Source organism: Maribacter litoralis, assembly GCF_902506355.1.
In the GTDB taxonomy this organism is placed as follows: domain Bacteria; phylum Bacteroidota; class Bacteroidia; order Flavobacteriales; family Flavobacteriaceae; genus Maribacter; species Maribacter litoralis.
This window is the reverse complement of record NZ_LR733271.1, coordinates 1328004-1341682: the sequence shown is the minus strand read 5'-3', so window position 1 is coordinate 1341682 and position 13679 is coordinate 1328004. Positions and strand designations below refer to the sequence as shown.

The 13679-nt window shown below is 34.5% G+C and carries 15 protein-coding genes; 12 read left to right on the top strand and 3 right to left on the bottom strand.

The features are described 5' to 3' along the window. The first annotated feature begins 6 nt into the window (after positions 1–6). Positions 7–1020, top strand: a complete 1014-nt coding sequence (locus tag EXIGUO8A_RS05565) for a phytase (RefSeq protein ID WP_159302304.1) — start codon at positions 7–9, stop codon at positions 1018–1020. On the opposite strand, the gene EXIGUO8A_RS05560 is transcribed toward EXIGUO8A_RS05565, so the two are convergent. After that, entirely contained in the window at positions 1012–1533 is a 522-nt protein-coding gene (locus EXIGUO8A_RS05560) for a 5' nucleotidase, NT5C type (RefSeq protein WP_159302302.1), read from the bottom strand. The genes EXIGUO8A_RS05565 and EXIGUO8A_RS05560 overlap by 9 nt on opposite strands. Positions 1534–1687: 154 nt before the next feature. On the opposite strand from EXIGUO8A_RS05560, the gene EXIGUO8A_RS05555 reads away from it, so the two are divergent. Beyond that, complete coding sequence (locus EXIGUO8A_RS05555; protein WP_159302301.1) at positions 1688–2017, top strand: CCC motif membrane protein; 330 nt, start codon at positions 1688–1690, stop codon at positions 2015–2017. A gap of 126 nt (positions 2018–2143) precedes the next feature. After that, positions 2144–2728, top strand: a complete 585-nt coding sequence (locus tag EXIGUO8A_RS05550) for a DUF3332 domain-containing protein (RefSeq protein ID WP_159302299.1) — start codon at positions 2144–2146, stop codon at positions 2726–2728. A gap of 73 nt (positions 2729–2801) precedes the next feature. Here the strand turns inward: EXIGUO8A_RS05550 and ahcY are convergent, their stop codons facing one another. After that, positions 2802–4118: an adenosylhomocysteinase gene (gene ahcY / locus EXIGUO8A_RS05545; protein WP_159302297.1), complete on the bottom strand. Its 1317-nt coding sequence runs from the start codon at positions 4116–4118 to the stop codon at positions 2802–2804. A gap of 82 nt (positions 4119–4200) precedes the next feature. Here ahcY and EXIGUO8A_RS05540 point away from each other — a divergent pair, with 82 nt between their 5' ends. The 9 genes from EXIGUO8A_RS05540 (at position 4201) to EXIGUO8A_RS05500 (ending at position 11211) form a co-directional block, all read left to right on the top strand. Next, the gene (locus tag EXIGUO8A_RS05540; RefSeq protein WP_159302296.1) at positions 4201–4839 is read left to right on the top strand and encodes a 4'-phosphopantetheinyl transferase family protein; all 639 of its coding nucleotides are present in this window, start codon (positions 4201–4203) and stop codon (positions 4837–4839) included. A 17-nt stretch (positions 4840–4856) separates the two neighbouring features. Then, complete coding sequence (locus EXIGUO8A_RS05535) at positions 4857–5117, top strand: thiamine-binding protein (RefSeq protein ID WP_159302294.1); 261 nt, start codon at positions 4857–4859, stop codon at positions 5115–5117. Further along, positions 5101–5733, top strand: coding sequence for a nicotinamide riboside transporter PnuC (gene pnuC, locus EXIGUO8A_RS05530; protein ID WP_159302292.1), 633 nt, complete (start codon positions 5101–5103; stop codon positions 5731–5733). The genes EXIGUO8A_RS05535 and pnuC overlap by 17 nt, the downstream gene beginning before the upstream one ends. Then, entirely contained in the window at positions 5694–6257 is a 564-nt protein-coding gene (locus EXIGUO8A_RS05525; protein ID WP_159302290.1) for an AAA family ATPase, read from the top strand. Before pnuC ends, EXIGUO8A_RS05525 begins: the two co-directional genes overlap by 40 nt. Continuing rightward, entirely contained in the window at positions 6254–7792 is a 1539-nt protein-coding gene (locus tag EXIGUO8A_RS05520) for a DUF4301 family protein (protein ID WP_159302289.1), read from the top strand. The genes EXIGUO8A_RS05525 and EXIGUO8A_RS05520 overlap by 4 nt, the downstream gene beginning before the upstream one ends. Before the next feature lie 195 nt (positions 7793–7987). Further along, positions 7988–8290, top strand: coding sequence for a hypothetical protein (locus EXIGUO8A_RS05515; protein ID WP_159302287.1), 303 nt, complete (start codon positions 7988–7990; stop codon positions 8288–8290). A gap of 152 nt (positions 8291–8442) precedes the next feature. Continuing rightward, a complete protein-coding gene (locus EXIGUO8A_RS05510) occupies positions 8443–8745 on the top strand; it encodes a hypothetical protein (protein WP_159302286.1) in 303 nt (100 codons plus the stop codon). Positions 8746–9366: 621 nt separating this feature from the next. Beyond that, a complete protein-coding gene (locus EXIGUO8A_RS05505) occupies positions 9367–9684 on the top strand; it encodes a hypothetical protein (protein ID WP_116771262.1) in 318 nt (105 codons plus the stop codon). 174 nt (positions 9685–9858) lie between these two features. Continuing rightward, positions 9859–11211, top strand: a complete 1353-nt coding sequence (locus EXIGUO8A_RS05500; RefSeq protein ID WP_159302285.1) for a sigma-54-dependent transcriptional regulator — start codon at positions 9859–9861, stop codon at positions 11209–11211. Here EXIGUO8A_RS05500 and EXIGUO8A_RS05495 read toward each other — a convergent pair. Continuing rightward, positions 11186–13642: an ATP-binding response regulator gene (locus tag EXIGUO8A_RS05495; protein ID WP_159302284.1), complete on the bottom strand. Its 2457-nt coding sequence runs from the start codon at positions 13640–13642 to the stop codon at positions 11186–11188. The genes EXIGUO8A_RS05500 and EXIGUO8A_RS05495 overlap by 26 nt on opposite strands. Positions 13643–13679: the final 37 nt, after the last annotated feature.

The following is a 13679-nucleotide window of genomic DNA, read 5'->3' as shown; positions in this document are numbered from 1 at the left end:
ATCAAGATGAAAAAAGTACCCTTTTTACTAGTGTTACTTATACTATTCGTATCATGTAACCAAAGTAAATTACCAAAAATAGCACCAGATGTTATTACAGAATTTACCTTAAACGATACAGATGATCCCGCTATTTGGGTAAATCCAAATAATCCAAAAGAGAGTATAGTTTTTGGTACTGATAAGGAAACCAACGGCGCAATTTATGCCTTCGATTTAAATGGTGAAATTATAAAGGAGAAAACGATAAAAGGTATACAGCGTCCTAACAATGTCGATATAGAGTACGGATTTCGTTTAAATGATTCTACCACCACCGATATTTTGGTGTTTACCGAGCGTGAAAAGCAACAGGTCAGAATGTTTTCGGTACCAGAAATGCAACCTTTGGATCAAGGTGGTTTTTCGGTTTTTGAAGATGAGGATAACCAAAACAATAGACTTCCTATGGGCGTAAGTTTATATAAATCTTCTAAAAATGGGGCTGTTTATGCCATTGTGGGTAGAAAAACCGGGCCGGCAGACGGTTATTTATATCAATATGAATTAAAGTCAGACAGTACGGGTGTTTCATCAAATTTTATAAGGAAATTTGGTGGCTTTAGTGGTGTTAAGGAAATAGAAGCCATTGCTGTAGATGATGAAATGGGCTACGTTTATTACTCTGATGAAGGCGTTTGTATAAAAAAATATTATGCAGAACCTAGCATGGGAAATAAAGAGATTTCTTGTTTTGGTGGCGACTATTTTGATGAAGATATAGAAGGCATTGCAATCGCCGCTTATGACGATGGGCACGGTTATTTAATTGTTTCCAATCAACAAAAAGGGGAGTTCAATATTTTTGATAGAGAAACCAACCAATTTATTAAAGCCATAAATTTATCTACCACAGAGACCGATGGCTGTGAGGCAGTAACCATACCCTTGAACGAAACCTTTAAGAGCGGACTTTTCGTAGCCATGAACGACGAAAAGAATTTTTATTTTTTCGATTTGGGTAAATTGGGGTTACAATAATTTCTCCCCAATTTCAAACCAAGTATTTACACGTTCAAAACCGGTTGTGTTTACATTATGTGGAGATGTAAATTGTAGGCTTCTACCATCAAAAGTTTCTAAGTTGAAACTTCTGTCGTCTATGAGAACATCTCCTTTAAGAATGTGCTTATGACCACATAAAATGCGATTTTGCCAAGGTATAAAAGGAAAGTGTTCGTCTAACCATTCACTTTTTTCTTCTAATGAATTTGGAAACTGCATAGCTGCAGATGCTATATATACCTCGTGTTTATCGGCTAATCTTGCAAGAATTTCTTGACTGCCGGCTATTGGTTTCAAATTTCTAAAAAATCCTCTTCTGGTGGCATGTTTTCGAACACTTTCCTGGTGTGCTTCTGGCACCATATGCCATACTTCTGATCCTTTACATGTGTCTGAAGTAAGCTCACCTTTAAATTCTGTATTGTAGATTTCTATATGGGCGCCATAGGTATCGGCTATGACCTCGTCCATATCAACAAATATTATCATTATGCTATATTTTAAGCGAAGTACGTGAAAATGCCGATAACAGAAAAGAGTTAGCTAAAAAGTATCGGTCAATGGGCATAATCTTTACCAAAATATAAGATTGATTTAAAACTTAATGAATAACTTTAAGAAAACATTTCAATTAAATATCGCTATGGAAAGTAAAAAACTACCGAATTCTGCATTCATTTATGTATTGTCCGTTCTTAGTTGTATTATCTGTTGTCTTGGTGGGTTTGGTATTGTACCCGCAGTTATTTCTTATTATTTAGCTTCAAAATCTGAAGGGATATATAAAATGAATCCTGAGGCCTACGACAATTATGCAACCGTAAAAAAAGGTAAAATAATTGCAATCATAGGTGTTGTATTAAATGTTATAATAATTGGTATTGCTATTTGGACGTTAAGTACAATTGGCTGGGATGCATGGTCTGAAGAGTTCGTAAGAAAATGGAACGAAGGTTTGGAGAGGGGCATGTAGATAGCATAAGAACAATGTGTAATTATTTTTCGATTATAGCGATAGCGTTAAAAATCTGATTTAATCAGAGAACTGTCTTAATTAAAAGTGATTAAATTGTATCTCTAATTCTAAACAATAAATATCATGAAAAAGTCAGTTATCTGTATTGCTATGGCCGGTACGTTGTTATTCTCTAGTTGCTTGGGTTCTTTCAGTGCCTTTAATAATCTTAAAGATTGGAACCAAGGTGTTTCTGATAGTAAGTTTGTAAATAACCTGGTCTTTTGGGGGTTGAACATAATTCCTGTTTACGGTTTATTCTTTTTAGGAGATGCCGTTATATTCAATGTAATCGAATTTTGGAGCGGTTCTAACCCTATTGCAATGGAAGAAGGAGAGTCGGAGACTCAAATGGTAGAAAGAGACGGTAATACTTTTGACATGACCGCAACAAAAAATAGAATGCAAGTAACCGTGGTCGATGGTCCCAAAAAAGGAAAGAAAATTGATTTGGTATATAAGCCAAGTGAAAAATCTTGGAATGCCATTAGACCTAATGGTGAAATAATAAAACTATCTTCTTTTGAAGAAGGATTTTACATCGTTTACATGCCAAATGGAAAAGAGGTAAAAATAAATCCTTTAGATTCTAAAGAACAAGGTTTGGCTCAGATTAAAGAACAAACAGATTGCTATTATCTAGAAGGTATGTTAGCTGAAAATAACTAATCTAAAGAAAGTATAAAGCATAAAAAAAGTCCTGATGAAAATCAGGACTTTTTTAGTTTCTAAAACCAATGTTTTAGTATCTGTAATAGTCTGGCTTGAAAGGTCCTTCTACGGTAACACCAATATAGTCGGCTTGATCTTTCTTTAATTCGGTAAGCTCTGCACCTAAACGAGATAGGTGAAGTTTTGCTACTTTTTCATCTAAATGCTTAGGTAGCATATACACTTCGTTCTTGTAGTTCTCACTATTTTTCCAAAGTTCAATTTGCGCCAGAGTTTGGTTGGTAAATGAATTACTCATTACAAAACTAGGGTGACCTGTAGCACAACCTAAATTCACCAATCTACCCTCTGCTAAAATAATTATGTCTTTGCCATCAATAGTATATTTATCAACTTGTGGCTTAATTTCATCTTTAGTGCTTCCGTGGTTTTTGTTCAACCAAGCCATATCGATTTCATTGTCAAAGTGACCAATATTACAAACAATGGCTTTATCCTTTAGGGCTTCAAAATGTTCAGCTCTAATAATATCTTTATTTCCGGTTGTAGTGATTACGATATCTGCGTTACCTATAACCGTTTCCAGTTTTTTAACTTCAAATCCGTCCATACATGCTTGTAATGCACAAATAGGATCTATTTCGGTAACAGTAACAATAGAACCGGCACCTTTAAAAGAAGCTGCTGTACCCTTACCTACATCTCCGTAACCTGCAACTACAACTCGCTTACCTGCAAGCATAGTATCGGTAGCTCTACGAATAGCATCTACTGCACTCTCTCTACATCCGTATTTGTTATCAAATTTAGATTTGGTTACAGAATCGTTTACGTTAATAGCGGGCATTGGTAAAGTTCCATTTTTTACACGCTCATATAATCGGTGAACACCCGTGGTGGTTTCTTCAGAAAGTCCTTTAACACCAGTGGCCAATTCTGGATACTTGTCCAAAACCATGTTGGTAAGGTCACCACCATCATCTAAAATCATATTCAATGGCTTTCTATCTTCGCCAAAGAATAAAGTTTGTTCTATACACCAGTCAAACTCCTCTTCGTTCATACCTTTCCAGGCATACACAGGTACACCCGCAGCGGCAATAGCTGCAGCAGCTTGATCTTGTGTAGAGAATATATTACATGAGCTCCAGGTAACATCGGCACCTAATGCGGTTAAAGTTTCAATTAAAACTGCAGTTTGTATGGTCATGTGAAGGCAACCGGCAATACGAGCACCTTTTAAAGGCTGCTCGTCTTTATATTCTTCACGTAGCGCCATTAGGCCTGGCATTTCTGCTTCTGCCAATTCAATTTCTTTTCTTCCCCAATCTGCAAGGGAAATATCCTTTACCTTATAAGGCACATACGGAATAGTTTTCGTGCTCATATCTTTATTATTTTATACTTTCGTTAATCTATGTACAGCAATTTTTAATTCGTGCAAAGGTACGAATAACACTAAGAATCCCATGCCGCTTTACAAAACAATAACAGTAAACAAAGAAACCTCTGTAGCCATATGGAAGGTTGAAGAGTCTGAAGAAGATCTGTGGAAAGGAATTGAACTTACCGATCATTGTCAAAATAGGTTCAATGGTATGAAATCTGATCTTCACCGAAAGGCTTTTTTGAGTATTAGGCATTTGCTGTCTTTATACAATTATGTAGATGCAGATCTGGTGTATGACGAGAATGGCAAACCACATTTAAAGGATGGTAATTTTATTTCAATTACACATTCACATAATTTTACGGCGGTAATCATTAGCGCATCGGAAGAAGTAGGTATAGATATTGAAATGCAGCGCGATAAAATACTGCGAATAGCACATAAGTTTACTCCGTTCGAAGAATATCGTACGCTGGCGAATACGGCAGCAATCATTAGAAAATTGACTATAGTTTGGGGCGCCAAAGAATCTCTATATAAAATTTACGGGCATAGGGGCGTAAGTTTTTTACATCACATCAACGTACAAGATTTTATATTTAACGCAGGGCGAACAACGGCGCAAATAATTTTTAACGGGGAATCTTCGGACTACGGAATTAAATTTCTGGAATTCGAAAATTTCACCTGTGTATATGCCACTAAAAATAAGAATTAATATTTAGGCTACATTATATGGATATATCGGTAGAGTTGACGTTTTCGCCACTACAAGACGATTTTGAGCAACACATTATAGATTTTATAAAAAAATTAAGGGCAAGTGGATTAACCATACTTGAAAACCCGTTAAGTACACAGGTTTTTGGTACTTATGATGAAGTAATGGCAGTTCTTAATACCGAAATAAAAGCTGCTTTCGAGCTCATGAATCGCGGGTTGCTGTTCATGAAAATTGTAAAATCTGATCGTAGCGAATATGAGCCCCATTTTTGATTATCTATTTGGGCAATATGCCGATTATAGTACGTTGGATATTACCCTCGAGATTATAGCCGTAATATTTGGCTTGCTATCTGTAATATGTTCTAAGCAAAACAATATTTTGGTTTATCCTACTGGCATGATAAGCACATCCATTTTTGTATACCTGCTTTTAAAATGGGGGTTGTTGGGAGACATGATGATAAACGCATACTATTTTATAATGAGTTTATATGGTTGGTATATTTGGACAAGAAAGGTTGATGAAGACCATTATACCCCTATTACCAGAATAACGAAAAAAGAGAATGGTATATCGGTGATTATATTTATAAGTACCCTGGTATTTGTATTTACCGTCTACCAGATTTTCGATAAATGGACTAGTTGGACCGCCTATGTTGATACTATAACAACAGCTATATTTTTTGTGGGTATGTGGTTGATGGCCAAGAGAAAAGTAGAAAATTGGATATATTGGATCATTGGAGATCTTATATCTGTACCATTATATTTTTACAAGGGATTTACGTTTACAAGTTTTCAATATCTCATCTTTACAATATTGGCCGTTTACGGTTATAACGCATGGAAGAAAAATACAGACAAGAACCTTCAAATGTCTTAAAAGTTGTTCTTTTTGGACCAGAATCTACGGGCAAGACTACATTGTCAGAACAATTGGCAAGACACTACCATACCGTATGGGTGCCAGAATACGCCAGGGAATATTTACAGGATAAATGGAACAACGAACGTAAAACCTGTGAACCTCATGATTTATTGCCCATTGCCGAAGGGCAAATGCGCTTAGAGAACAATTTGGCCAAAAAAGCAACTGAAATTCTTATTTGCGATACAGATTTGTTGGAAACCAAAGTATATTCGGAAGCATATTATGTTGGTGATTGTGACCCTGTTTTAGAAAAGTATGCATTGCAGAATACATATGACCTTTATTTATTGACCTATATAGATATTCCGTGGGAAGAAGATGACCTAAGGGATAAGCCCAATGAAAGGGAAGAAATGTTCAATTATTTTAAAGATACTTTAGAAAAATACGGTAAAAATTTTATTACCTTGAAGGGAAACAAAAAGCAACGTTTAAATAAAGCCATTAACCATATAGATAAGTTATTAAATCAATGATAGAACTTACAGAAAAAGACCAAAAACAGCTAGAGAAAAAAGGAATTTCAAAAGAAACGATGCTTGGTCACATCAATACATTTAAAGAGGGCATACCCTTTGTTAATTTAGAGAATGCCGCTGTTATAGGTAACGGTATTCTCAAATTTTCTAAAGAAGAAGAAAAAGAACTCATTACTTTTTACGACTCAAAATTAAAAGATCTTGATATTTTAAAGTTTGTGCCGGCTTCAGGTGCCGCATCTAGAATGTTTAAGGCACTGTTCAATTTTTTAAATGCTTATGATCCAAATAAAGAATCTCTAGAAACTTACTTGGAAAGAACCAATGATAAGGATATAAACAAGTTTTCAGATGGTTTAGAACGTTTTCCCTTTTATGAAAAGGTGATGGATAGTATAGGTACTTCTTTTGATTCTCAAGGAGAAAAGGTATACAAGTTTATTTCTGAGCTATTAGGGGAGAATGCATTGAATTATGGTTTTTACCCAAAAGGGTTACTACCATTTCATAAGTATGAAAATGCTACTGCAACTCCATTTGAAGAGCATTTAAAAGAGGGTGCACTGTATGCTGGATCTAATGGAAAGGCAAAACTCCATTTTACCATATCTGAACAACATGAGGAAATGTTCGGGGAAGAGTTTAAAGCATCTGGACCAAAAGTTTCTGCAGATACAGGAATTACGTATGATGTAGATTACTCTTTTCAAAAGGCATCTACAGATACCTTGGCGGTAGATATGGACAATAAGCCTTTTAGAAATGAAGATGGTTCTGTATTGTTTAGACCGGGCGGTCATGGTGCATTGATTCAGAATTTGAACGAACAGGACGCTGATATTATTTTTATAAAGAATATTGATAATGTCGCCGTAATGAAAGATGCCCAAGCGGTGGCAGATAGTAAAAAAGTATTGGCGGGAGTCTTACTTAAAGAACAGGAAAAAGCATTTGAATATGCGGCTTTATTGGATAAAGGTGGGGTGAATGATGAAACCATTGAAGAAATTAGAAATTACTTGTCAACGAATTTAAATGTTCGTTTTTCAGATGAATTCGATGCGGCATCAAATTCGGATAAGGTAAATATATTAAAGGATAAGATAAATAGACCAATTCGTATTTGTGGAATGGTAAAAAATGAAGGTGAACCTGGTGGTGGTCCGTTTTGGGTAACCAATAGTACCGGTGAAATTTCATTGCAGATTATAGAATCTGCCCAAATAGATATGGATAACCCCGCACAAGCCGATATTTTAAAGAACGCTACCCATTTTAACCCGGTGGATCTGGTTTGTGCCGTTCGTAATTATAAAGGTGAAAAATATGACCTTCTTAAGTTCGTTGATGAAAAGCAAGGATTTATCACCGGTAAAACAAAAGACGGTAAAGAATTAAAGGCACTTGAGCTTCCCGGATTGTGGAATGGTGCAATGGCATTTTGGAATACCATATTTGTTGAGGTTCCTTTAGTAACCTTTAACCCCGTTAAAAGTGTGGTAGATCTTTTAAAAGAGTCTCACCAGGCATAGAACTAATAAGTTTTAAACGACAAAAAAGTGTGTAGATTCTACACACTTTTTTTGTTTACGCACATTTTTACTCACCTATACAAATAAAAGAACAAATGTAAACCACTTAAAATCAATTACTTATAATTTAAATTAGAGTTGGCATCATTTTTCTAATAGACATATCAAGAATGTTTAATTAAAAAATGTAGAAAGATGAAAAAATTAGTATTTGCCACAGCTTTAGCCATAGGTAGTTTAACAATAGGTACTGCCGCTACACCGATTATATTTCACGATGGTATTATGGAAGATGTCTTTATTCAAGATTATACCGAGATAAGTACATCAGATTTACCAACGCCGATTGTAAATGCCCTAGCATCAGATTATCAAGGGGCGATGTTGAATAAGGCTTATGTAGATGATGAAAATAACTATAAATTAGAAATTACTTCTCAAGATGGTTCTTCTGTAGTGCTTTATGCAGATGCAGAGGGTAACTGGTTAGAAATGTAGTATTTATAAGTTTGAGTTAGTTGTTTGTGAAAAGCTGCCTAGGCAGCTTTTTTCAATTTAGTGCTTGTTAATTATGGGAATGGAAAATCCATATGTCAGATTCTTCCGTAAATAATTATAGAAGCAGAGTTATTAACGATTAAAAAATTAGCATGAAGAATTACGCATTATTAGTATTCTTGACTTTAGGAATAACATTGAACAGTACAGCAATGACTGGTTCTAATTTTATAGAAAATGAAGTTGCTATCATTACAGATGAATACGTAAAAATAAAATCGAGTGAGTTAACACCACCGGTTATTGAAGAAATATTAAAGCAATACCCAACTTCTAAATTAGGAGGGGCTTATAAAAATGATAGAGGTGAATTTAAATTGATCATGGTGCTAAAAAGTGGTACTAGAAGAACCGTTTATATAGATCAGTACGGTAATTGGATCAGTAAAAAATAACTTGAAATAAGTTGTAGAAATAAAAAAAACTGCAAAAAGCGGTTTTTTTTTATTTAAAATGTGACCTATCAAAAAATGTTGTGTCTAAATAAGTGAAGCAAATTATGAAACAATGGTCACATTAGTATTTATTTTGATTTTAAGCACCGTTTTTATTTTCTCATTAGGGATGATATCTAAACTATGTTTTGAAAGATAAATAAGAATAATATCACTTTCGCGTAAACACTAACCGTTAACTATGAAAGTGCCACCAAATAATTGTATTTGAAATAATCCCCCGGATTAGCATTGCCAATATTAGTTGTTGTTGTTGAATTGATTGAGGTGTTGATTAAAAATTTTAAAACAAGAGTTTGATAGGTGGTTTGAGGGGGGCTGCGATTTTGCAGCTCCTTTTTTTGTCTTCAATAAGTTCTTAGGTCATATGATTATGTGACATTTTATTGTGTAAAAATTATACAGCAGATAGCATTGGGCACAGTTTTACCCAATCATTATTGTTATATAAAAAATATAAGCACTTCACTATCAGTTACTTGATGCATTGTAGATATAGTGGCATTCTTTTTTCATAGTTAATAGTATTGAAATGTATTATTAACTAAAAATATTAGAAAGATGAAGACTTTATTTTTATTAGGAGCAATGACAATAGGTGGTTTTGCAATGAATGCACAAGATGCATTATTAGCTGAAAACGGAATTCAACATAATCAAGTAAATGAAATGTTGGTAGTAGCAGATGACTTTAAAGAGATATCTGTATCAGAAGTTCCACAAGCAGTATCAGATGCGGTAGCGAAGAATTTTCCAACCGCAAGTTTAGATAAGGCATACACGAACGAAGAAAAACAATATAAGTTGGTCTTATCTCTAGAGGATGGTACACAAGGTACTGTTTATGCAGATGAAGATGGTAACTGGATAGATATGTAATTATAGAGAAACTTGTTTGTTCAAGTTGGTTTGGTCAGGAAAGGGTAGCTAAGTGCTATTCTTTCCTTTTTTTTTGCTCTATCGAAAGGATCAAAGAAGCTTTATGATAATTTTAAAAAACAAATAGTCGGCATATGGTATTTTTACGTAGATACATAGAATACCAAACTAACTATGCCCAGAATTTTAATTTTAGAAGACGATACATCTTTTGCCCAAATGCTTAAAAAGTTTTTGGAACGAAAGAATTTTGAAGTCGTACTGTGTCAGACTGGGGTAGATGGCGAAAAGCAACTTAAAGAACAAGAATTTCAATTGGTTATAACCGATTTGCGCTTACCGGACTATGACGGAATAAAGTTGGTGTCTCAATTAAAAGGTAGTATTCCGGTAATAGTAATGACGGGCTATGCCGAAGTGTCTACAGCGGTCAAAGCAATGAAAATGGGTGCTTATGATTACTTGTCAAAACCATTTACGCCTGATCAAATGTTAGCGGTTATAGACGGGGCATTACAGGCTAAGCCAATTATCCCAAAAGAAACAGAGGTTACTAGTAAATCAAAAACTACAGTTGATAAATCTAATAGTAACTCTGGGTCAAATGAATTGATTCTAGTAAGTGAAGCTACCAAAAAATTAGATGAGCATATTTGTTTGGTGGCACCAACAGATATGTCCGTTTTAATTATTGGAGAAAGTGGTACCGGTAAAGAGGTTACCGCAAAAACCATTCATAAAAAAAGTAATAGACGAGACAAGCCTTTTATAGCTTTAGACTGTGGGGCAATACCGAAAGAATTGGCTGCAAGTGAATTTTTTGGCCATTTAAAAGGAAGTTTTACCGGGGCCATAGCAGATAAGGTTGGAAGTTTTGAAGCGGCAAACGGCGGAACCTTATTTTTAGATGAGGTAGGTAATCTATCCTATGAAAATCAAATTCAATTACTAAGAGCTTTACAAGAACGTAAGATTAAAAGAATAGGCAGCAATACCGAGATACAAGTAGATGTCAGAATTTTGTCTGCCACCAACGAAGATTTAAAAGCTGCTGTGGAAAAAGGTGCATTTCGAGAGGATCTTTATCATAGGTTAAATGAGTTTTCGCTTCAGATACCTGCATTAAAAGACAGGCATGGAGACCTTACTGTTTTGGCATCTCATTTTTTAGAAAAGTTCAACCAAAAACTGAATAAACATATTGATGACTTTTCAGATGAAGTTTGGGATGTTTTTAATGCATATCACTGGCCGGGTAATATTAGGGAATTACAAAATGTCATTCAACGTGCCGTGTTATTGACCACAACTAATGAAATAGGGGTTAATACATTGCCAGTAGAATTAATGAGCCCCAAAACAGAAACTGCTGATTTAGGGAATATATCAAAAGCGGATTTTGAAAAAGAGCAAATAGTAAATGCTCTAAAACGTACCAATTACAATAAATCAAAAGCGGCTAAATTACTACAGGTAACAAGAAAAACGCTGTACAATAGAATTAACTATTATGATTTAGACTTGTAGGTAAGTCTTTTGAGAGGGAATTGACTAAGTCTTTTGCAATAGCATCAAATTCTTGATATTTTCTTTTTAATTGAATACTAGTAAGTTCATCTTTCTTCAATACTTCAAAAGTTTCTAAAATAGGAATAGCATGCTGAACTTCTAGTTGTCGAAACATGGGCAACATTCTATGCGCTGTTTTATTTAAAAGTTCAATGTCGAATTTATCTATAGCGGTTTGAAGTTGACTAAGATTTTCTTCAGTGTCTTTTTTGAAAATCAAGAGCACTTCGTCAATAGCATTTTGATCATCGCCCAAATATTGTTTCAAGGTAGATAAGCTATATGGTTTATTGGTGTCACTGTTCTTTTCTTCTGTAGTTTGTTTAACCGTAGAATCAAAATTGATATTTATAATTTCATTCAATTTTTGAAGTAATTCGGTTTTTGAAAACGGTTTTAAAATGAGTCCAGAGAATCCTTTTTCAGTAAAATGTTCCAATGAAAGATCTCGTCTTCCGGTCATTGCCAAAATTGGTTGGTTGCTGTAGTATTCGTTCGATCCAGAATTTAAGAACTCTACTATTTCATAACCGGTAATTGTAGGCATTTCAATATCGGTCAACACTACATCGAAATCAGAATCAGCTTTAAAATTATTAAAATCTGTAAATAGCTGTACTTCAATTCCGGCAGATTTCAGCATTTTTCCAATAAGTTTAAGAAAAGAAGAATCGTCGTCAAAAACAATAATTTTTAAAGTATTGGTCTGCAAAGAAATTTTTGGTGTATCGGTAATTTCTTCACCAATTTCAACTGGTATTTCAAGGGTAAACGTACTTCCTTTATTGATATCGCTTTCGAGAATAATTGTACCTCCTAATAATTCGGTTAATTTTTTTGTGATGGTAAGCCCTAATCCGTATCCTCCATATTTTTTATCGGTATCATTTTCTGCCTGGGTGAATTCCTTAAAAATCAGTTTTTGTTTCTCTTTAGATATGCCTATTCCGGTATCGGCTATTCGTAAAATGAGATTTTTCGACTTTTTATGATCTACAATTGCTCCGGTAACGGTAATAGACCCTTTATCTGTAAATTTATAGGCGTTTCCTAATAGATTGAATATAATTTGACGTAAGCGAAAGGCATCGGAGATTATAGGTTGTTCTAAAGAATCATCTAGGTTGAGAACCAAATCAATAAGCTTGTTCTGGTTTTGTGCAGCTATGCTTTGGGCACTTTCCGTAATCAATTTATCAACTTTAAAAGTAGTATTCTTGGTAACCATTTTTCCAGCTTCCAATTGAGAAAAATCTAACAAATCGTTCACTAGATTGTTTACATAAGTAGTAGCGGATTTTATTTGGTTGATGTACTCTTTGTTTTCTTTTTTGTCGTTGCTTTCCTCAATGATATTAGTGTAGCCGCTAATGGTGTTTAGGGGGGTTCGCAGATCGTGACTAACCGTTGCGATCAATTGTTCTCTGCTTTTTAACAATGATTCTGAGTATGCCTTTTCTTTTTCCAGTTTCTCTCTGTACAAGTTTGCTTTCCAAAAATCTTTATTTAAGATAAATGTAAAAATACCAACTACCAGAAAGCCGAGTATAGCGGCAATAACGGCTAAACGTATACTTCTTTTAAGCAGGTTTTCTTTTTTTATAGAGTTGGCTATGCTATTCGTAATGATTTCTTGCTCAAATGAAGAGAGTATGGTTCGTAATTGCTGAGAAAGTTCAAGGTCGGTTTTGTTAATATTGGTTTCACTGGTAGCCAATGTATTTTCGTTTATGGCATTTTCTTGTTTAACATCTTTTAAAATATTTTTAGAGACTTGAAGTACACTATCCATAGTCTGAGCATTATTTTGAGAATTTGCATCAGATGGTACATTGGCATTAAGATAATCGGCCACCTTTTTAATAGTACTTTGTGCTTTTGGCGAAAGCTCTTCTAAATTGGGAGCTAAGCCTTCAGGTTTTATAATTCCTAAAGATTCTTCTAGTTTGTCAAATTCTTCAAGAGCAGAATTTATAGCTGTTCCTGTTTGATCTTTTAGCCTAATGGACCGCAGGGCGTTAATATTGGTTACTTTTCTGTTTAAAAGGGCGCCAAGACTATCTAATAGACCGTGTTGGTAATCACTGTCGGTAAGGTTCTTTATTTCTTCAATATTGGTACGTATAGAATCTATTTTATTTTCATAGGCGGTAAAATTGATTTTGCTTTTGGTTTGTAAAGCAAGTTTAGACAGGCTTTCGGCTTCGTAGAGTTGAGCAAGAAAAGAATTCGTTTTAAGTAATTTATTGTCTTTTTCGGTCGTGTTCTCGGTAGCTATATATTCCTGGACCTCGGTATAAATGTAGTAAGATGCAATAATGCCCAATATGACCAAAAGAAAATAGCTAATGGTAATTTTAAGAGTGAATTTATTTTTTCTAGAGTCCATGTATTGTTTCTAATTATAAAGAAAATTGTAGAGTAAG